This window comes from Streptomyces sp. DG1A-41 (assembly GCF_037055355.1).
Taxonomy (GTDB): domain Bacteria; phylum Actinomycetota; class Actinomycetes; order Streptomycetales; family Streptomycetaceae; genus Streptomyces.
The window spans coordinates 2,196,317-2,214,707 of the sequence record NZ_CP146350.1; the positions used below are offsets into that span (position 1 = coordinate 2,196,317).

Genomic DNA, 18,391 nt, shown 5'->3' on the forward strand with positions numbered 1-18,391 from the left:
GGCATCCGGCTTTCTCGCCTGGCTTCTTACGCCTGTCCGCGCACGCCCTTCGCCAGACCGGCCGCCAGGGTGCGGACGGCCTCGACACCGGCCGCGTCGTCCGGGGCGTCCAGCATGGCCTTGACGAAGGCCGAGCCGACGATCACGCCGTCGGCGAAGCCGGCGACCTCGGCGGCCTGGGTGGCGTTGGAGACGCCGAGACCGACGCAGACCGGCAGGTCCGTACCGGTGGCCCGGGTGCGTTGCACCAGGTCCTCGGCCTGCGAGCTGACCGACTCACGCGTGCCGGTGACGCCCATGAGGGAGGCGGCGTAGACGAAGCCGCTGCCCGCCGCGGTGATCTGTGCGAGCCGCTCGTCCTTGCTGCTGGGCGCGACGACGAAGACGGTGGCGAGGCCGTGCTTCTCGGCGTGCTCCCTCCACAGCCCCGACTCCTGCACGGGCAGGTCGGGCAGGATGCACCCGGCGCCGCCCGCCTCGGCGAGCTCGGCGGTGAACCGCTCGACGCCGTAGCGGTCGATGGGGTTCCAGTACGTCATGACGAGGACCGGCTTGCCGGTCGCCGCGTGGGCCTCGCGGACCGTGCGCATCACGTCGGCGATCTTCACGCCGCCGCGCAGGGCGATGTCGTCGGCGGTCTGGATGACGGGCCCGTCGAGGACGGGGTCGCTGTGCGGCAGACCGACCTCGACGACGTCGGCGCCGCCGTCCAGAACGGCCTTGATCGCCTCGATGCCACCGTCCACGGTCGGGAACCCGGCCGGGAGGTAGGCGATGAGGGCGGACCGGCCCTCGGACTTCGCCGCGGCGAGGGTGTCGCTCAACAGCTGGCCCCTCTGACTGTTCAAAGCAGCGCCGCTCACTTGGCGTCCCCCTCGATCTCGGCGGTGTCGGTGTCCGCGTCGGCGGCGACCTCGGCGTCGGTGTCGTAGAGGCCGAAGTAGCGGGCGGCGGTGTCCATGTCCTTGTCGCCGCGGCCGGACAGGTTGACGACGATCAGCCCGTCCTTGCCCAGTTCCTTGCCGACCTCCAGGGCGCCGGCCAGCGCGTGGGCGCTCTCGATGGCCGGGATGATGCCCTCGGTGCGGGACAGCAGGCGCAGGGCCTGCATGGCCGCGTCGTCCGTGACCGCCCGGTACTCGCCGCGGCCGGTGTCCTTGAGGTAGGAGTGCTCGGGGCCGATGCCCGGGTAGTCCAGACCGGCCGAGATCGAGTACGGCTCGGTGATCTGGCCCTCGTCGTCCTGGAGGACGTAACTGCGGGAGCCGTGCAGGATGCCGGGCTCGCCGGCGGTCAGGGTCGCCGCGTGCTCGCCGGTGTCGACGCCGTGGCCGGGCTCGCAGCCGATGAGGCGGACGGACTCGTCCGGGATGAAGGCGTGGAAGAGGCCGATGGCGTTGGAGCCGCCGCCGACGCAGGCGACGGCGGCGTCGGGGAGCCGGCCCGCGCGCTCCAGGAGCTGGCGGCGGGTCTCCACGCCGATGACCCGGTGGAAGTCGCGGACCATGGCCGGGAAGGGGTGGGGACCGGCGACCGTGCCGAAGAGGTAGTGCGTGTGGTCGACGTTGGCGACCCAGTCGCGGAACGCCTCGTTGATCGCGTCCTTCAGCGTGCGGCTGCCGGACTTCACGGCGATGACCTCGGCGCCGAGCATGCGCATCCGGGCGACGTTGAGGGCCTGGCGCTGGGTGTCGATCTCGCCCATGTAGATGGTGCAGTCGAGGCCGAAGAGCGCGCAGGCCGTGGCCGTGGCGACGCCGTGCTGGCCGGCCTCGTCTCGGCGATGACGCGGGTCTTGCCCATGCGCTTGGTGAGCAGGGCCTGGCCGAGGACGTTGTTGATCTTGTGGGAGCCGGTGTGGTTGAGGTCCTCGCGCTTGAGGAAGACGCGGCAGCCTCCGGCGTGCTGGGCGAAGCGGGGCACCTCCGTGAGCGCCGACGGGCGGCCGGTGTAGTTGACCAGGAGGTCGTCGAGTTCCCTGGCGAACTCCGGGTCGTGCTTGGCCTTGTCGTACTCGACGGCCACCTCGTCGACGGCGGCGACGAGGGCCTCCGGGATGAACTTGCCGCCGAATGCCCCGAAGTAGCCTTCGGGGTTGGGGGTTTGACCCTCGGGGTCGGGGATGAAGAACTGGCTGGGCATGCGGAAACCTTCACGGTGAGTGTGTGTGGAATGCACTAATCGCCGTGGGGGCAGGGTTTGGCTGCTGGCTGCGGGCCGTATTCGGCTGGTCGCGCCCACGCGGCGGAGCCGCATATTCAGAACTGCCCCGCGCCCCTAAAGGGCGCGCTGCCATCGCATGCCGTTGACCTGGCCCGGCTCGTCACCGATGACGTAGCGAACCCGGCGGCCGTGTACGCGGCGCGCGGGGGCTCGGCAGCCGCGGGGGCGGCAGCCGCGCGCGAGGCGGGCGTACCGGTCCACGGTCGTCATGGTGAGAGTCATCGGGGCAAAGCTTAGCGGGAGATCAGCCCCGGCCGTGCCGGAGTGCGGGATGTTCGCCTGCCGCCACCAGGTCGGAGACCGCCGTCTTGGGGTCCTTGCCGGTGACGAGGGACTCGCCCACCAGGACCGCGTCGGCGCCGGCGTTGGCGTAGGCGATGAGGTCGTGCGGGCCGCGGACGCCGGACTCGGCGATCTTGATGATGTGCTCGGGGATCTCCGGTGCCACGCGCTCGAAGGTGCCGCGGTCCACCTCGAGAGTCTTGAGGTTGCGCGCGTTGACGCCGATCACGCGGGCGCCTGCGTCGACCGCGCGCTCGACCTCGTCCTCGTCGTGCACCTCGACGAGCGGCGTGAGCCCGATGGACTCGGCGCGCTCGACGAGGGACTCCAGGGCGGGCTGGTCGAGAGCGGCGACGATCAGCAGGGCGACGTCGGCGCCGTAGGCGCGGGCCTCCCACAGCTGGTACGACGTGACGATGAAGTCCTTGCGCAGGACCGGGATGTCCACGCGGGCGCGGACCGCCTCCAGGTCGGCGAGCGAGCCGCCGAAGCGGCGCTGTTCGGTGAGGACGGAGATGACGGCCGCGCCGCCCGCCTCGTAGTCCGCGGCGAGGCCGGCGGGGTCGGCGATCGCGGCCAGCGCGCCCTTGGAAGGGCTGGAGCGCTTGACCTCGCAGATGACCTTGACGCCGTCGCCGCGCAGTGCGGCCGCGCCGTCCTTGGCAGCGGGAGCCTTCGCCGCGCGCTCCTTGAGCTCGTCGAGGCTGACGCGCGCCTGCCGCTCCGCGAGGTCGGCACGGACTCCGTCGATGATCTCGTCGAGCACACTCACGCGAGCGGCCCCCTTCCAGACGGTTGACATTTCCAGCGAACAGCGGAAACAGATGGTCACTGCGATGGTATCCGGAGGAGGGCGCAGGCCTCGCATCCGGTTGACGGCGGTCCCACTACCTGGACATCCGCGAGTTGATCAAGGGTGGAGCCAGCCACCGAAGGGCAGGTTCCGGACAACCGTGAAGACCAGCAGCAACGCGCCGAGGCTCCACACCAGCCCCGGACGGGGGTCGACCCGCATCGGACGATTGCGCACCGCGTGGACCACCCATACGGTCCACAGCACGGCGAAGGCCAGATAGCCGAGGACGGCGAGCGCGTTGGCGTGCAGTGCCGCCGGGAAGTCCCCGTGGACGAAGGCGTGCGCGCTGCGCAGTCCGCCGCAGCCGGGGCAGTAGAGGCCCGTGTAGTGCAGCAGCGGGCAGACGGGATAGTGGCCGGGTTCGTTGGGGTCGACCGCGCCCACGTAGGCGAAGGCGGCGGCGACGGCCGCGAGCACCCCGGCGGGGACGGCCAGGCGGCCCGGGACGCTAGGCGTCACCCTTCGGCTGTCGGCGTTCACGGTAGGCATTGTGCCCCGCACGCGCGTGAGAGGCGGCCCCGGCACCCGAGTGCCGGCCGCCCCTCTCGCGACAACGCGGTGCGCGCCGGGGATCAGCCCTCGGCGCGCGCCGGCTCTCGGTCGCCCGTCATCCGGTGCGGCCGATGCAGTTCCTTGGGCTGGCCGAGGCCCATCATCCGCATGATGCCGCCGACGACGCCGCCGAGCAGCACGACGACCATGCCGGCCCAGAAGCCCAGCGGCTGGTCCATCACCATGAACGCGCCCGCGACGCAGAAACCGATGAAGGCGATCGTGACACCGGTCCAGGCGGCCGGGGTGTGACCGTGGCTGCTGCCCGCCATTGCTTGCTCCTCGTTGCTGTGTGCGTGTCTGAGCAGGACGCTCGGGCCCATTGTCCCGCACGCGCGCGTGGACGGTGAGCGGGGGTACGCCTGGAGCAAGCCCCGCTCCCTCGTGTGGCTCAGGCTCCGGTCGGGTCCTCGCCCCGGTCCAGCGCCTTCCACAGCTCCTCGGGCCGGTCGGGGTCGACGACGGGGGCCTTGCGGCGCGGCTGGGGTGTGCCATCGCGCTCGTAGCGGCCGGACATCGCGGGCCACAGGCGGCCGTAGCGCAGGGCGAGCAGTCCGGCCAGGAGGAGCAGGACACCGCCGACGGCCGCGACGTACGGCCAAGCGGTGTGGCTGAGGGTGTCCACGGAGGCGGAGGTGTCGCCGGAGGCCTGGGCGGCCTGCTCGTCGAGCGCGGAGGCGTCGGAGGCGCCGAGCAGGGCGGCGGCGACGATGCCCGCGCCGGCGAGCGCCAGCAGCGCGGCCACGACGAGGCGGCCCGCCCGGCGGACGGCGAAGACGGCGACGAGCGCGGCGAGGCCCACTATGGCGAGCGCCGCGGGGACGCCCGTGACGTCGCTGCCCTTGGCGGTCAGGGGGAAGGCGCCGCCGGCCACCGTCGCGGTGCCCTCCGCCCAGCGCTGCCGGGTGGCGAGCAGCGCCACGGCCGCGCCGAGCGCGCCGCACAGCAGCGCGACGGCGAGGCTCAGGCGGCCGGCCCGGGCGGATTCGGAGGCTTCGGAACGGAAGGCAGGTGCGGCAGTCACGTACCCCACTATCGCCCGAACCCCGGGCGAACCGTCAGCCGGGGTTCATCTCAGGCCTTTCCCAGCCGGTTCGCCGTGTGTACGGCCCTGAGGACCGCCGCCGCCTTGTTGCGGCACTCCGTGTCCTCGGCGACCGGGTCCGAGTCGGCGACGATGCCCGCGCCCGCCTGGACGTAGGCGGTGCCGTCCCGCAGGAGGGCCGTGCGGATGGCGATGGCGGTGTCCGAGTCGCCCGCGAAGTCGAGGTAGCCGACGCAGCCGCCGTACAGGCCGCGCCGGGACGGTTCGAGTTCGTCGATGATCTGCATGGCGCGGGGCTTCGGGGCGCCGGAGAGGGTGCCGGCCGGGAAGCAGGCGGTGAGGACGTCGAAGGCCGTGCGGCCCGGGGCGACGCGGCCCGTCACCGTCGAGACGATGTGCATGACGTGCGAGTACCGCTCGACGGACATGAAGTCGACGACCTCGACCGAGCCGGGCTCGCAGACCCGCCCCAGGTCGTTGCGGCCCAGGTCGACGAGCATGAGGTGCTCGGCGCGCTCCTTGGGGTCGGCGAGCAGCTCGTCGGCGAGGGCCTGGTCCTCCTGCGGGGTGGCGCCGCGCCAGCGGGTGCCGGCGATGGGGTGGACCATGGCGCGTCCGTCCTCGACCTTGACCAGGGCCTCGGGGGACGAGCCGACGACGTCGAACCCGTCGAAGCGGAACAGGTACATGTACGGGGACGGGTTGGTGGCCCTCAGGACCCGGTAGACGTCCAGCGCGCTCGCCGTGCACGGCGTCTCGAAGCGCTGGGAGGGAACCACCTGGAAGGCCTCGCCGGCCCGGATGCGCTCCTTGATGTCCTCGACGGCCTCCTGGAAGTCGGAGCCGCCCCAGAGCGCGGAGTACTCGGGGAGCTCGGAGGGCGGGAGCGCGGCGGGTGGCTGGGCGACCGCGCGCGAGAGGTCCTGCTCCATGGCGTCCAGACGATCCACGGCATCGGCGTATGCCTCGTCGACGCCCGTGTCGAGGTCGTTGTGGTTGATCGCGTTGGCGATCAGCAGGACCGAGCCCTCCCAGTGGTCCATGACGGCCAGGTCGCTGGTGAGGAGCATGGTCAGCTCGGGGAGCTTCAGGTCGTCGCGCTCGCCGGGGCCGATCTTCTCCAGGCGGCGGACGATGTCGTAGCCGAGGTAGCCGACCATGCCGCCGGTGAAGGGCGGCATGCCGTCCTGGTGGGGGGTGTGCAGCGCCTGTATGGTGGCGCGCAGTGCGGCGAGGGGGTCGCCGCCTGTGGGGACACCGACGGGCGGGGCGCCGAGCCAGTGGGCCTGCCCGTCGCGCTCGGTCAGTGTCGCCGCCGACCGCACGCCCACGAACGAGTAGCGGGACCACGAGCGGCCGTTCTCCGCGGACTCCAGCAGGAAGGTGCCGGGGCGCGCGGCGGCGAGCTTGCGGTAGAGCGCGACCGGGGTGTCACCGTCGGCGAGGAGTTTGCGGGTGACCGGGATGACCCGCCGGTCGGTGGCGAGCTTGCGGAACGTCTCGAGGTCCATGGCGGCTGACCTTACTGATCCGTCGTGGAGTCGTCGCAGCCGCCGTCCTTGAGCAGCACGTCGGTGTCGAAGCACGTGCGCGCGCCGGTGTGGCAGGCGGCGCCGACCTGGTCGACCTTGACCAGGACCGTGTCGGCGTCGCAGTCGAGGGCGACGGACTTCACCCACTGGAAGTGGCCGGAGGTGTCGCCCTTGACCCAGTACTCCTGGCGGCTCCGGGACCAGTACGTGCACCGGCCGGTGGTCAGGGTGCGGTGCAGCGCCTCGTCGTCCATCCAGCCGAGCATCAGCACCTCTCCGGTGTCGTACTGCTGGGCGATGGCGGGCAGGAGACCGTCGGCGCTGCGCTTGAGGCGGGCGGCGAGCTCCGGGTCGAGACGGCTGGGCCGGGAGGACGTGCTGGTCATGTGGACCATTGTGCCGCGCGCCACCGACAGGCCAGGTGGAGTGTCCACTGTGCGGACCCGGTACGCGGTCGTAGGCTGGCCGCATGTCGACCCATGCCAAGCGTGAACGACTTCTCCTCGCCGATCTGTTGGAGACCGCGGGCCCGGACGCGCCCACCCTGTGCGAGGGCTGGACGACCCGTGACCTCGCCGCGCACGTGGTGGTGCGTGAGCGCCGCCCGGACGCCGCCGGCGGGATACTGCTCAAGCAGCTCGCGCCGCGCCTGGACCGGGTGATGGCGGAGTACGCCGACAAGCCGTACGAGGAGCTGATCCAGCTGATCCGTACGGGACCGCCGCGTTTCTCGCCCTTCTCGATCAAGCCGGTCGACGAGATGTCGAACATCATCGAGTTCTACGTCCACACGGAGGACGTCCGGCGCGCCCAGCCCGACTGGTCGCCGCGCGAGCTCGACCCGGTCTTCCAGGACGCCCTGTGGTCCCGGCTGGAGCGCACCGCCCGGCTGATGGGCCGGGGCCTCCCGACCGGCCTGGTGCTGCGCCGCCCGGACGGCCAGACGGCGGTGGCGCAGCGGGGCACCCCAGTGGTCACGGTGACGGGCGAGCCGTCCGAGCTGGTGCTGTTCTCGTACGGCCGGCAGAGCGCGGCCAAGGTCGACCTGGACGGCGACCAGGACGCGATCGCGAAGCTGCACGCGACCAAGCAGCTCGGGATCTGGGGGGGGTGACGAAGCCCCGGCCGCGCCAGGCGACCGGGGCTCCTTGGCCGGGCGTCACCGCACGGGGTGGCCCGCCTCCCGCAGCGTCCCCTTGACCTCGCCGATGCGCAGGTCGCCGAAGTGGAACACCGACGCGGCCAGGACCGCGTCCGCGCCCGCCGCGATGGCCGGCGGGAAGTCCGCCAGCTTGCCGGCGCCGCCCGAGGCGATGACCGGGACGGTGACGTGCTTGCGCACGGCCCGGATCATCTCCAGGTCGTAGCCGTCCTTCGTGCCGTCCGCGTCCATCGAGTTGAGCAGGATTTCGCCCGCGCCCAGCTCGGCGGCCTGGTGCGCCCATTCGACGGCGTCGATGCCGGTGCCGCGACGGCCGCCGTGGGTGGTCACCTCGAAGGAGCCGGACTCGGTGCGGCGCGCGTCCACCGACAGGACCAGGACCTGGCGGCCGAAGCGTTCCGCGATCTCCCGGATCAGCTCCGGACGGGCGATCGCGGCCGTGTTGACGCCGACCTTGTCCGCACCGGCCCGCAGCAGCTTGTCCACGTCCTCGGCGGTGCGCACACCGCCGCCGACCGTGAGCGGGATGAACACCTGCTCGGCCGTGCGGCGCACCACGTCGTACGTCGTCTCGCGGTTGCCCGACGAGGCGGTGATGTCCAGGAACGTCAGCTCGTCCGCGCCCTCGGCGTCGTACACCTTCGCCATCTCGACGGGGTCGCCCGCGTCGCGCAGGTTCTGGAAGTTGACGCCCTTGACGACCCGGCCGTTGTCCACGTCCAGGCAGGGGATGACTCGGACCGCCAGGGTCATGAATCCACCGTTCCTCTGAATGCCTCTAGTTCCACCGACACCAGGACGCGCGGGTCGACGAAGCCCTCCACCACGAGGAACGTCGCGACCGGGCGCACGGAGGCGAACAGCTCCTTGTGGGCCCGGCCCACCTCGTCGAGGTCGCGCGTGTGTGCCAGGTACATCCGCGTACGGACCACGGACCCGATGCCGAGCCCGAACTCGCCGATCGCCTCGAGGGCGCTGGTGAAGGCCGCCTTGGCCTGCTCGTACGGATCGCCCTCCCCGTACAGCACATCGCCCTTGAAGGGTGTCGTGCCCGCCACCAGCACCCGGTCGCCCGCCGCCACGGCGCGCGCGAAACCGAAACTCTCCTCCCAGGGACTTCCGCTCTGCACGCGCCGTACGGCATCACTCATGACACTGCGTCCCTTTCAAGATGTAGCCTCCAGGGCCTCTTCCAGGGTGAACGCCTTCGCGTACAGCGCCTTCCCGACGATGGCCCCTTCGACACCGAGCGGGACGAGCTCGGCGATGGCCCGCAGGTCGTCCAGCGACGACACGCCGCCGGAGGCCACCACGGGCCGGTCGGTGGCCGCGCAGACGTTCCTCAGCAGCTCCAGGTTCGGGCCCTGGAGCGTGCCGTCCTTGGCGATGTCCGTGACGACGTACCGCGCGCAGCCCTCCTTGTTCAGGCGCTCGAGCGTCTCGTAGAGGTCGCCGCCGTCGCGGGTCCAGCCGCGGCCGCGCAGGGTGGTGCCGCGGACGTCGAGACCGACCGCGATCTTGTCACCGTGCTCGGCGATGACCTTGGCGACCCACTCGGGGGTCTCCAGGGCGGCCGTGCCGAGGTTCACGCGGGTGCAGCCGGTGGCCAGGGCAGCGGCGAGGGTGTCGTCGTCGCGGATTCCGCCGGACAGCTCCACCTTGATGTCCATCGCCTGGGCGACCTCGGCGATCAGCTCGCGGTTGTCGCCGGTGCCGAACGCGGCGTCCAGGTCGACGAGGTGCAGCCACTCGGCGCCGGAGCGCTGCCAGGCGAGGGCGGCCTCCAGCGGGGAGCCGTAGGAGGTCTCGGTGCCGGACTCGCCGTGCACGAGGCGGACGGCCTGGCCGTCGCGGACGTCGACGGCGGGGAGGAGTTCGAGCTTGGCCATGTCTCTACAGGGTTCCGATCCAGTTGGTGAGGAGCTGGGCTCCGGCGTCGCCGGACTTCTCGGGGTGGAACTGCGTGGCCCACAGGGCGCCGTTCTCGACGGCCGCGACGAACGGCTTGCCGTGCGTGGACCAGGTGACCTTGGGGGCCTCCATTGCCGGGTTGTGTGTCTCCAGCGACCAGTCGTGGACGGCGTAGGAGTGCACGAAGTAGAAGCGCGCGTCCGCGTCCAGGCCCGCGAACAGCCGCGAGCCGGGCGCCGCCTCCACGGTGTTCCAGCCCATGTGGGGCACGATCTCGGCCTGGAGCGGCTCGACCGAGCCGGGCCACTCGTCGAGGCCCTCGCTCTCCACGCCGTGCTCGATGCCGCGGGCGAAGAGGATCTGCATGCCGACGCAGATGCCCATGACGGGGCGGCCGCCGGACAGCCTGCGGTCGACGATCCAGTCGCCGCGCGCCTCGCGCAGGCCCTTCATGCAGGAGGCGAAGGCGCCGACGCCCGGCACGAGCAGCCCGTCGGCGTTCATGGCCTTGTCGTAGTCACGCGTGATCTCGACGTCGGCTCCCGCGCGCGCGAGGGCACGCTCGGCGGAGCGGACGTTGCCGAAGCCGTAGTCGAAGACGACTACCTTCTTCTGAGGGGCGCTCAATTCCACACCTCCAGCCTCACGACACCGGCCGCCAGGCACATCGCGGCGCCGATCGAGAGCAGCACGATCAGGCCCTTGGGCATCTTCTGCTTGACGAAGGAGTAGATCCCTCCGACGAGGAACAGGCCGACGACGATCAGCAGGGTCGAGATGCCGTTCACAGGGCGCCCTTCGTGGAGGGGAGGATGCCGGCCGCGCGCGGGTCGCGCTCTGACGCGTAGCGCAGGGCCCGGGCCAGCGCCTTGAACTGGCACTCCACGATGTGGTGCGCGTTGCGCCCGTAGGGCACGTGCACGTGCAGCGCGATCTGCGCCTGGGCCACGAAGGACTCCAGGATGTGCCGCGTCATCGTGGTGTCGTACTCGCCGATCATCGGTGCCATCTTCTCGGGCTCGGTGTGCACGAGGTAGGGGCGGCCGGACAGGTCGACGGTGACCTGGGCGAGGGACTCGTCCAGCGGGACCGTGCAGTTGCCGAAGCGGTAGATGCCGACCTTGTCACCGAGGGCCTGCTTGAAGGCGGCGCCGAGGGCGAGGGCGGTGTCCTCGATGGTGTGGTGCGAGTCGATGTGGAGGTCGCCCTCGGTCTTCACGGTCAGGTCGAACAGACCGTGCCGGCCGAGCTGGTCGAGCATGTGGTCGTAGAAGCCGACGCCGGTGGAGATCTCCGTCTTGCCGGTGCCGTCGAGGTCGATCTCGACGAGGACCGAGGTCTCCTTGGTCGTCCGCTCCACGCGTCCTACGCGGCTCATACGTTCTGCTCCTTCTTCAGCTCACGGACCGCGTCGAGGAACGCGTCGTTCTCTTCGGGGGTTCCGGCGGTGACCCGCAGCCAGCCGGGCACGCCGTTGTCCCGGACCAGGACGCCCCGGTCGAGGATCTTCCGCCAGGCTTCATGGGAGTCGGCGAACCGGCCGAACTGGACGAAGTTCGCGTCGGACGCGGTCACTTCGTAGCCGATCGCGCGCAGCTCGGTGACCAGGCGGTCCCGCTCGGCCTTGAGCTGCTCGACGTAGCCCAGCAGCGTGCCGGTGTGCTCCAGGGCGGCCAGGGCGGTCGCCTGGGTGACGGCCGACAGGTGGTACGGCAGCCGGACGAGCTGGACGGCGTCCACGACGGCCGGGTGCGCGGCGAGGTAGCCCAGGCGCAGGCCCGCCGCGCCGAACGCCTTCGACATCGTGCGGGAGACGACGAGGTTCGGGCGCCCGTCGAGCAGCGGCAGCAGCGAGTCGCCGTGGCTGAACTCGATGTACGCCTCGTCCACGACCACCATGGACGGCTTGGCCGCCTGGGCGGCCTCGTACAGCGCGAGGACCGTCTCGGGCGGGACCGCGTTGCCCGTGGGGTTGTTGGGGGTGGTGACGAAGACGACGTCGGGCCGGTGTTCGGCGATCGCCCGCTCGGCGGCCACGAGGTCGATGGTGAAGTCCTCGTTGCGGGGACCGGAGATCCAGCCGGTGCCCGTGCCGCGCGAGATGAGCCCGTGCATCGAGTACGACGGCTCGAAGCCGATCGCCGTCCGGCCCGGCCCGCCGAAGGTCTGGAGCAGTTGCTGGATGACCTCGTTGGAGCCGTTGGCCGCCCAGACGTTGGCGAGGCCCACCTCGTAGCCGGACGTGTCCGTCAGGTACTCGGCGAGCTTCGTGCGCAGCTCGACCGCGTCCCGGTCCGGGTAGCGGTTGAGGTTGCGGGCCGCCTCACGGACCCGCTCGGTGATGCGCTCGACCAGCGGCTCGGGCAGCGGGTAGGGGTTCTCGTTGGTGTTCAGCCGTACGGGGACGTCCAGCTGGGGCGCGCCGTAGGGGGACTTGCCGCGCAGCTCGTCCCGTACGGGCAGATCGTCGATACGTACGTCGCTCACTTGCTCTCCGGCACCTTCCAGCCGAACCTTGCCTTGATCGCCGCGCCGTGCGCGGGGAGGTCCTCCGCCTCCGCCAGCGTGACCACGTGGTGCGCGACCTCGGCCAGCGCGTCCTTCGTGTAGTCGACGATGTGGATGCCGCGCAGGAACGACTGGACGGACAGGCCCGAGGAGTGGCAGGCGCAGCCGCCGGTGGGCAGGACGTGGTTGGAGCCGGCCGCGTAGTCGCCGAGGGAGACCGGCGCCCAGGGACCGATGAAGATCGCGCCGGCGTTCCTGACGCGGTCGGCCACGGCGGCCGCGTCGGCCGTCTGGATCTCCAGGTGCTCGGCGCCGTACGCGTCGACGACCTTCAGGCCCTCGTCGATACCGTCGACCAGGACGATAGCGGACTGCTTGCCGGACAGGGCCGGGACGATCCGGTCGTCGACGTGCTTGGTGGCCGCGACCTGCGGCTCCAGCTCCTTCTCCACGGCGTCCGCGAGCTCGGCGGAGTCGGTGACGAGCACGGCGGCGGCCAGCGGGTCGTGCTCGGCCTGGCTGATCAGGTCGGAGGCGACGTGCACCGGATCGGCCGTGTCGTCGGCCAGGACGGCGATCTCGGTCGGGCCGGCCTCGGCGTCGATGCCGATCCTGCCCGTGAAGTAGCGCTTGGCGGCGGCGACCCAGATGTTGCCGGGGCCGGTGACCATGGCGGCGGGCGGGCAGGACTCGGTGCCGTACGCGAACATCGCGACGGCCGTGGCGCCGCCTGCGGCGTAGACCTCGTCGACGCCGAGCAGGGCGCAGGCGGCGAGGATCGTCGGGTGCGGCAGGCCGTTGAACTCGGCCTGGGCCGGGGAGGCGAGCGCGATGGACTCGACGCCGGCCTCCTGGGCGGGCACCACGTTCATGACCACGGAGGACGGATACACGGACCGGCCGCCGGGCGCGTACAGCCCGACGCGGTCCACCGGGACCCACTTCTCGGTCACGGAGCCGCCGGGCACGACCTGGGTGGTGTGCGTGCTGCGGCGCTGCTCGCGGTGGACGGTCCGGGCGCGGCGGATGGACTCCTCCAGGGCCGCGCGCACGGCCGGGGCGAGCTCCTCCAGCGCGCGCGTGAGCGCGGCGGCCGGTACCCGCACCTGGTCGAGCCTGACCCCGTCGAACCGCTCGGCGAACTCGATCAGCGCCGCGTCGCCCCGATGATGCACGTCCTCGCAGATCGGACGCACCTTCTCCAGGGCGGCCTGAACGTCGAACTCGGCTCGGGGCAGCAGGTCGCGCAGGGCGGGGCCCTCGGGGAGGGCGTCGCCTCGCAGATCGATTCGGGAGATCACGTGCTCAATTCTCTCAGACCCGCATGACGCGCCGTTCGCTCGTATCAATGGCTGATACAGAGTGTCGCCGGAACACGGAAGATGCCTTCACGTTCCGCGTTCGGGGCGTCACTCAGCGGGCATGAACTGGTGTACGAAGCACCTGACCCGCGAGTAGCAGGGGAGGAAGGAAGAGACGTGACCGAGGGGCCGGCGTGCGTGCCGGGGAGCTGCCCGACGACCTGACCGCGGCCGAGGCCGGAATGTGGCAGGCGTTCCGCAACGGCAGCGAGTACGACCTGAGCAGCGGCGACTCGGTGGTGGACGATCCGCACGGCGGCCACCCCTGGGGCGAGGACCGGACCGTGCGGGCCCGGATCGTCTGCTGGCTGCTCCTGGACGGCCCACCCGCCCTGGCCGGCCGGGTGTCGTCGCTGAAGCTGACCGGCGTGCTGATCAGCGGCTCGCTGGACCTCGCGGGCGGCACGGTGGTGCCGTACGTCCAGATGCGCCAGTGCCGGTTCGAGGAGGACGTGCTGCTGCCGGAGGCGCGTTTCACGACCGTACGGATGGTGGACTGCTCGGTGCCGCGGCTGGAGGCGGCCCGGGTGCAGACGGAGGGCGATCTGCATCTGCCGCGCTGTCGCTTCCACCGCGGCATCCGGCTGACGGACGCGCAGATCGGCACGGACCTGATGCTCAACCAGGCGATCGTGCACCGGGACCGCAGCGGCCGGTCGATCGCCGCGGACGGCCTGACCGTCGGCCAGGACTTACAGGCCGAGCTGCTGGAGTCGCACGGCGAGCTGAGCCTGCGCGCCGCCACCATCGGCGTCTCCCTGAGCCTGCGCGGCGCCCGCCTGGCCAATCCCTGCGAGCGGCTCGCCTTCAACGCCCCGCAGCTGACCGTCGAGCGCAGCCTGTATCTGACCCCGGCGGGCGTCGGCGCCCAGGCGATGAGCGGGATGACCCCGGCGCGCGGGACGCGGATCCAGCGGTTCGCGTGCGAGGGCGGGATCCGGCTGGACGACGGGCGATTCGGCGACGCGGTCGACTTCGAGCGGGCCAGATTCACCCTCACCGACGACCAGGAGCTGTCGCTGCGCCGGGTGCAGACGCCGGAGCTGCGGTTCCTCGGCGAGCATCCCGCGCGCGGGCGTGTCGTGATGTCGGGAGCGAAGATCGTCAACCTGATGGACCGCGCGGACGCCTGGCCCGGCCCGGGGCGGTTGCACATGGGCGGCTTCGCCTACGAGAATCTCGTGCCGCGCGGGCCGTTCCCGCTGTCCGAGCGGCTGGACTGGGTGGCGGCGGCGACCGCCGAGTACAACCCGGAGCCGTACGAGCGGCTCGCGGCCGTACTGCGGGCCGGCGGAGAGGACGAGGACGCCCGCGAGGTGCTGCTCGCCAAGCAGCGCCGGCACCGGGAGGGCCTGCCGCCGGCCGCCAAGCTGTGGGGCTACGCGCAGGACTGGACGGTCGCCTACGGGTACCGGCCGGCCCGGGCCGCGGTGTGGATGGCGGTGCTGTGGGCGGCGGGCTCGCTCGCCTTCGCGCAGGCCGGGCACCCGCCGCTGAAGCGGGGCGAGCATCCGGAGTGGAACCCCACGCTGTTCACGCTCGATCTGCTGCTGCCCGTCATCGACCTCGGCCAGGTGGGCTTCTGGCAGCTGCGCGGGGGCTGGCAGTGGCTGGCGACGGCGATGATCCTGCTGGGCTGGATCCTGGCGACGACGGTGGCGGCGGGGGCGACGCGGTTGCTGCGGCGCAACTGATGATGCCGGTGTGACCGGTGTTGTTGAACGGTCACACTTTTACGTTCTCTTGACCATGGGGTGTACAACTTTCCGCGACTTCACCGAACGATCTGGCGCCGCCATGACCAGCGGACTTTCAATGGTCGGCACCATGGCGATACAGCTGCCGTTCATCCGCGCGAGCCGGATGACAAGGACCGCTTCCCACCTCGTCAACGGGCCGCGCGCCGATGACGAGGTGATGCTCGACGCGCCCGACGCGCGGCTCAGCCCGGCGCTGGTCGCGGCGGCCCGTGGCGACCACGGACCGGCCGCCGGGCTGCTCCGCGCCACCCGGGCGGCGGCCGAGTGGGAGCGGCGCGACCGGTACGTCACCCGGCTGGCCGCCTTCGCCCGCTCGCGCCCCGACTGGCTGGACGCCTGGCTCGCCACCGCCCCGCACGACCCGGACGCGCTGCTGCTCGGGGCCCAGCTGGCGGTGGACCGCGCCTGGCGGTCACCGGCCCGGGCCGAGGCGCTGCGCGAGGTGAGCCCGCTGATCACGGCCGCCGCCCGTGGCGACCACGGCGATCCGGTGCCGTGGCGGCTCGCGCTGGACCACGCGCGCGGCGCCCAGGCCGGACACACCTACTTCGAGGAACTGTGGGCGGCGGCCGTCCGCCGCGCCCCGCACCACTACGGCTGTCACGAGTCGGCCCTGCGCTATCTGGCCGCGTCCTGGCACGGTTCGCACCAGGAGTGCTTCGACTTCGCCGACCGGGCCGCGCAGGACGCGCCCGCCGACGCGCTCGTCCAGGCGCTCCCGCTGCGGGCGGCCTTCGGCTACCTCACCGACGGCTGCGGTCCCGAGCTGCCCCGCGAGCGGCTGGACGCGGCCGCCGACCGGGCGATCGCGCTGTCCCCACGCCTGCCGGCGGCCGACCCCTGGCCGGCCCCGATGCGGAACCTGCTCGTCTTCGTCCTGGCGCGCCTGGAGCGCTGGCCGGACGCCCGGGAACAGCTGCGCCTGAACGGCCCGTACGCCACCTCGTTCCCCTGGGACCAGGTGTCGGACGACCCGCTCGGCCACTTCCTCCGGGTACGCGACGACATCCTGAGCGGAGCGGCCGGCCTGCCCGGGCATCCACGGAGTGAACGGGGCGGACGAGTCCGCTCCCGCGACCATTAGGCTTTTGCGTCGTGACCACCGTCCGGCTCCCCCTCTTCCCCCTGAACTCGGTGCTGTTCCCGGGGCTCGTGCTCCCGCTCAACGTCTTCGAGGAGCGGTATCGCGCCATGATGCGCGAGCTGCTGAAGACGCCGGAGGACGAGCCGCGTCGGTTCGCCGTCGTGGCGATCCGCGACGGCCACGAGGTGGCCCCGAGCGCGCCCGGCATGCCCGACTCCACGTCCCTGCCCGAGCGGGGGCCCGCCGCCGGCTTCGGCACGGACCCGGCCGAGGCGTTCCACAAGGTGGGCTGCATCGCGGACGCGGCGACGATCCGGGAGCGGACCGACGGCTCCTTCGAGGTGCTGGCGACCGGCACGACCCGGGTGCGACTGGTCTCGGTGGAGGCGTCGGGCCCCTTCCTGACGGCCGAGCTGGAGACGCTGCCGGAGGAACCCGGCGACGAGGCGTCGCCGCTGGCCGAGGGGGTGCTGCGGTCCTTCCGCCAGTACCAGAAGCGGCTGGCGGGCGCGCGGGAACGGTCCCTGACGACCGACGCCGACCTGCCCGACGAGCCCGGCGTGGTGTCGTACCTGGTGGCCGCGGCGATGATGCTGGACACCCCCACCAAGCAGCGCCTGCTCCAGGCGCCCGACACGGCCTCCCGCCTGCGCGACGAGCTGAAACTCCTTCGCTCCGAGACGGCCATCATCCGTAATCTGCCGTCGTTGCCGGCGTCGGACCTGACGCGCGGCCCGACGAGTCTCAACTGAAGCGGACCGGCATGGCGAAGAAGTCGAAGAAGCAGCAACAGCAGGGCGGCACCCCCGCGACGGTCGCCCTCACGGCGGCGGGCGTGGAGTTCACGGTTCACTCCTACGACCACGACCCCTCCCACCCTTCCTACGGCGAGGAGGCGGCCGAGGCGATGGGCGTCTCCCCGGACCGCGTCTTCAAGACCCTGGTGGCGGACGTCGACGGCGCGCTGACCGTCGCGGTGGTCCCGGTGGCGGGGCAGCTGGACCTGAAGGCCCTGGCAGCGGCGGTGGGCGGCAAACGCGCGACGATGGCCGACCCGACACTGGCGGAACGCACGACGGGCTATGTCAGGGGCGGTATCTCGCCGCTGGGCCAGCGCAAGAAGCTCCCGACGGTGCTGGACGCGTCGGCGTCGTCCCACCCGACGATCTGCGTCTCGGCGGGCAGGAGGGGCCTGGAGGTGGAACTGTCCCCGGAGGACCTTGCCAAGCTGACAGCAGCGGTGCTGGCTCCTGTCGGACGCACCTAGCCTGCGGGCAGTCGGGCCTCTGGGGCGGCACGGGTGGGCGCAGGCAGCACCCCGCTACGCCGGGCTGCGCACCCACCCGCCCTCAGCCACACCGCCGGGCACCTATGCCGCAGGCGGTGCCTCATAAGGCGAGTGCCCGAACTCCGGCTCCGGATCCCGAGGCCCGAACAACGCCGTCAACCCGAGATGCAACACCAACGCGGCAAGCGGCCAGGCCAGCAACGCCCCCTTCGCCCCCAACTTCAACGGCGCGGAAAACGTCACCCCCCGCCCCACTTCCCGCGCACGCGCGACCACATCCTCCGCAGGCCCGAGCCACACCCCGACCCGCCAGGCCAGCAACGACCCGAGCAGCCCCCCGACGGCCAGCCCCACCACCAGCGGCACACCCCCACGCCGCCGCAGCAGAAACACGACGAGGGCGCTGACGACCCCGAAGGCCAGCGCGAGCAGCGTGAACGTGCCGTCGACCCCGACGGCCTGCTCCCCCTCGGTGTCCTTGAGGTAGACGACCCAGTTCCCCTCGACCACGTCACCGACCAGCGGCACGTGCGGCGCGAGCCACCACCACAGCACACCCAGCAGCACCCCGCCGAGCGCCACCGCCACGGCGACCACGCCGGCCTCGCGTACTTCCGTCTTCATCCCGGGCCCGTCGTCCTGCCCGTACCAGCCGTGCCCGGCGTACTCGGCCTGCTGCGACCCTGGCGCCACAGGCCCGGCGGCCGGTGGCTGCCACGCCTCCCGTGCGGAACGTTCATGCGGCGGCGGTGGCGGATTCAGTGGTGCGGTCACCCTGCCATCGTGCCAGGCCCGCCTGTGCCCCGCGCCACCGGACGATCCCTCCC

The 18,391-nt window shown here is 72.0% G+C and carries 22 protein-coding genes and 1 pseudogene; 5 read left to right on the top strand and 18 right to left on the bottom strand.

Annotation, left to right across the window (positions count from 1 at the left end; genetic code table 11):
- Window positions 1-26: 26 nt before the first annotated feature.
- The 9 genes and pseudogenes from trpA to hisI all read right to left on the bottom strand — a co-directional run bounded on the left by trpA (window position 27) and on the right by hisI (window position 6,876).
- Window positions 27-863, bottom strand: a complete 837-nt coding sequence (trpA, locus tag V8690_RS10315) for a tryptophan synthase subunit alpha (protein WP_338777556.1) — start codon at window positions 861-863, stop codon at window positions 27-29.
- Window positions 860-2,142, bottom strand: a pseudogene (gene trpB / locus V8690_RS10320) (tryptophan synthase subunit beta). Before trpB ends, trpA begins: the two are co-directional and overlap by 4 nt.
- 135 nt (window positions 2,143-2,277) lie before the next feature.
- Window positions 2,278-2,445, bottom strand: a complete 168-nt coding sequence (locus V8690_RS10325; RefSeq protein WP_184982751.1) for a hypothetical protein — start codon at window positions 2,443-2,445, stop codon at window positions 2,278-2,280.
- 22 nt (window positions 2,446-2,467) lie between these two features.
- The gene (gene trpC / locus V8690_RS10330) at window positions 2,468-3,277 is read right to left on the bottom strand and encodes an indole-3-glycerol phosphate synthase TrpC (RefSeq protein WP_338777561.1); all 810 of its coding nucleotides are present in this window, start codon (window positions 3,275-3,277) and stop codon (window positions 2,468-2,470) included.
- Between the two features lie 138 nt (window positions 3,278-3,415).
- Window positions 3,416-3,850 carry a DUF2752 domain-containing protein gene (locus V8690_RS10335; RefSeq protein ID WP_338777562.1) on the bottom strand — a complete coding sequence of 145 codons (435 nt, stop codon included), beginning with the start codon at window positions 3,848-3,850 and terminating at the stop codon, window positions 3,416-3,418.
- Between the two features lie 83 nt (window positions 3,851-3,933).
- The gene (locus V8690_RS10340; protein WP_338777563.1) at window positions 3,934-4,185 is read right to left on the bottom strand and encodes an HGxxPAAW family protein; all 252 of its coding nucleotides are present in this window, start codon (window positions 4,183-4,185) and stop codon (window positions 3,934-3,936) included.
- Between the two features lie 119 nt (window positions 4,186-4,304).
- The gene (locus V8690_RS10345; RefSeq protein WP_338777564.1) at window positions 4,305-4,946 is read right to left on the bottom strand and encodes a TIGR02234 family membrane protein; all 642 of its coding nucleotides are present in this window, start codon (window positions 4,944-4,946) and stop codon (window positions 4,305-4,307) included.
- A 41-nt stretch (window positions 4,947-4,987) separates the two neighbouring features.
- The gene (locus V8690_RS10350) at window positions 4,988-6,469 is read right to left on the bottom strand and encodes an anthranilate synthase component I (protein WP_338777565.1); all 1,482 of its coding nucleotides are present in this window, start codon (window positions 6,467-6,469) and stop codon (window positions 4,988-4,990) included.
- Window positions 6,470-6,480: 11 nt separating this feature from the next.
- Entirely contained in the window at window positions 6,481-6,876 is a 396-nt protein-coding gene (gene hisI / locus V8690_RS10355) for a phosphoribosyl-AMP cyclohydrolase (RefSeq protein WP_338777566.1), read from the bottom strand.
- 83 nt (window positions 6,877-6,959) lie between these two features.
- On the opposite strand from hisI, the gene V8690_RS10360 reads away from it, so the two are divergent.
- A complete protein-coding gene (locus V8690_RS10360) occupies window positions 6,960-7,604 on the top strand; it encodes a TIGR03085 family metal-binding protein (protein ID WP_338777568.1) in 645 nt (214 codons plus the stop codon).
- 45 nt (window positions 7,605-7,649) lie between these two features.
- On the opposite strand, the gene hisF is transcribed toward V8690_RS10360, so the two are convergent.
- Genes hisF through hisD form a run of 8 tightly spaced genes read right to left on the bottom strand, consistent with a single transcriptional unit; the run spans window position 7,650 to window position 13,372 of the window.
- Window positions 7,650-8,405 (bottom strand): imidazole glycerol phosphate synthase subunit HisF, encoded by a 756-nt coding sequence (gene hisF, locus V8690_RS10365; RefSeq protein ID WP_338777571.1) that lies wholly within the window; start codon window positions 8,403-8,405, stop codon window positions 7,650-7,652.
- Window positions 8,402-8,803 (bottom strand): RidA family protein, encoded by a 402-nt coding sequence (locus V8690_RS10370; RefSeq protein WP_338777573.1) that lies wholly within the window; start codon window positions 8,801-8,803, stop codon window positions 8,402-8,404. Before V8690_RS10370 ends, hisF begins: the two co-directional genes overlap by 4 nt.
- A gap of 15 nt (window positions 8,804-8,818) precedes the next feature.
- Window positions 8,819-9,541: a bifunctional 1-(5-phosphoribosyl)-5-((5-phosphoribosylamino)methylideneamino)imidazole-4-carboxamide isomerase/phosphoribosylanthranilate isomerase PriA gene (gene priA, locus V8690_RS10375; protein WP_338777575.1), complete on the bottom strand. Its 723-nt coding sequence runs from the start codon at window positions 9,539-9,541 to the stop codon at window positions 8,819-8,821.
- Window positions 9,542-9,545: 4 nt separating this feature from the next.
- The gene (hisH, locus tag V8690_RS10380) at window positions 9,546-10,196 is read right to left on the bottom strand and encodes an imidazole glycerol phosphate synthase subunit HisH (RefSeq protein WP_338777576.1); all 651 of its coding nucleotides are present in this window, start codon (window positions 10,194-10,196) and stop codon (window positions 9,546-9,548) included.
- Window positions 10,187-10,351 carry a hypothetical protein gene (locus V8690_RS10385; RefSeq protein WP_010039417.1) on the bottom strand — a complete coding sequence of 55 codons (165 nt, stop codon included), beginning with the start codon at window positions 10,349-10,351 and terminating at the stop codon, window positions 10,187-10,189. Before V8690_RS10385 ends, hisH begins: the two co-directional genes overlap by 10 nt.
- Window positions 10,348-10,941 (bottom strand): imidazoleglycerol-phosphate dehydratase HisB, encoded by a 594-nt coding sequence (gene hisB, locus V8690_RS10390; RefSeq protein WP_059416503.1) that lies wholly within the window; start codon window positions 10,939-10,941, stop codon window positions 10,348-10,350. Before hisB ends, V8690_RS10385 begins: the two co-directional genes overlap by 4 nt.
- Window positions 10,938-12,050 (bottom strand): histidinol-phosphate transaminase, encoded by a 1,113-nt coding sequence (locus tag V8690_RS10395; RefSeq protein ID WP_338777588.1) that lies wholly within the window; start codon window positions 12,048-12,050, stop codon window positions 10,938-10,940. Before V8690_RS10395 ends, hisB begins: the two co-directional genes overlap by 4 nt.
- Window positions 12,047-13,372: a histidinol dehydrogenase gene (gene hisD, locus V8690_RS10400; RefSeq protein ID WP_338777590.1), complete on the bottom strand. Its 1,326-nt coding sequence runs from the start codon at window positions 13,370-13,372 to the stop codon at window positions 12,047-12,049. Before hisD ends, V8690_RS10395 begins: the two co-directional genes overlap by 4 nt.
- A gap of 194 nt (window positions 13,373-13,566) precedes the next feature.
- On the opposite strand from hisD, the gene V8690_RS10405 reads away from it, so the two are divergent.
- From V8690_RS10405 to ybaK, 4 genes are all read left to right on the top strand, one after another.
- Complete coding sequence (locus V8690_RS10405; RefSeq protein ID WP_338777592.1) at window positions 13,567-15,126, top strand: oxidoreductase; 1,560 nt, start codon at window positions 13,567-13,569, stop codon at window positions 15,124-15,126.
- A gap of 121 nt (window positions 15,127-15,247) precedes the next feature.
- A complete protein-coding gene (locus V8690_RS10410; protein WP_338785311.1) occupies window positions 15,248-16,276 on the top strand; it encodes a hypothetical protein in 1,029 nt (342 codons plus the stop codon).
- 11 nt (window positions 16,277-16,287) lie between these two features.
- Window positions 16,288-17,028, top strand: a complete 741-nt coding sequence (locus V8690_RS10415) for an LON peptidase substrate-binding domain-containing protein (RefSeq protein WP_338777594.1) — start codon at window positions 16,288-16,290, stop codon at window positions 17,026-17,028.
- A gap of 11 nt (window positions 17,029-17,039) precedes the next feature.
- Entirely contained in the window at window positions 17,040-17,543 is a 504-nt protein-coding gene (ybaK, locus tag V8690_RS10420; protein WP_338777596.1) for a Cys-tRNA(Pro) deacylase, read from the top strand.
- Window positions 17,544-17,645: 102 nt separating this feature from the next.
- On the opposite strand, the gene V8690_RS10425 is transcribed toward ybaK, so the two are convergent.
- Complete coding sequence (locus V8690_RS10425) at window positions 17,646-18,338, bottom strand: AAA family ATPase (protein WP_338777598.1); 693 nt, start codon at window positions 18,336-18,338, stop codon at window positions 17,646-17,648.
- Window positions 18,339-18,391 lie beyond the last annotated feature (53 nt).

Coding starts and splice junctions, on each gene's coding strand:
- priA (WP_338777575.1), bottom strand. CDS start 9,541: ATGGCCAAGCTCGAACTCCTCCCCGCCGTCGACGTCCGCGACGGCCAG.
- V8690_RS10410 (WP_338785311.1), top strand. CDS start 15,248: ATGGTCGGCACCATGGCGATACAGCTGCCGTTCATCCGCGCGAGCCGG.
- ybaK (WP_338777596.1), top strand. CDS start 17,040: ATGGCGAAGAAGTCGAAGAAGCAGCAACAGCAGGGCGGCACCCCCGCG.
- V8690_RS10325 (WP_184982751.1), bottom strand. CDS start 2,445: ATGACTCTCACCATGACGACCGTGGACCGGTACGCCCGCCTCGCGCGC.
- V8690_RS10350 (WP_338777565.1), bottom strand. CDS start 6,469: ATGGACCTCGAGACGTTCCGCAAGCTCGCCACCGACCGGCGGGTCATC.
- V8690_RS10340 (WP_338777563.1), bottom strand. CDS start 4,185: ATGGCGGGCAGCAGCCACGGTCACACCCCGGCCGCCTGGACCGGTGTC.
- V8690_RS10335 (WP_338777562.1), bottom strand. CDS start 3,850: ATGCCTACCGTGAACGCCGACAGCCGAAGGGTGACGCCTAGCGTCCCG.
- hisI (WP_338777566.1), bottom strand. CDS start 6,876: ATGACCAGCACGTCCTCCCGGCCCAGCCGTCTCGACCCGGAGCTCGCC.
- V8690_RS10370 (WP_338777573.1), bottom strand. CDS start 8,803: ATGAGTGATGCCGTACGGCGCGTGCAGAGCGGAAGTCCCTGGGAGGAG.
- hisB (WP_059416503.1), bottom strand. CDS start 10,941: ATGAGCCGCGTAGGACGCGTGGAGCGGACGACCAAGGAGACCTCGGTC.
- V8690_RS10360 (WP_338777568.1), top strand. CDS start 6,960: ATGTCGACCCATGCCAAGCGTGAACGACTTCTCCTCGCCGATCTGTTG.
- hisF (WP_338777571.1), bottom strand. CDS start 8,405: ATGACCCTGGCGGTCCGAGTCATCCCCTGCCTGGACGTGGACAACGGC.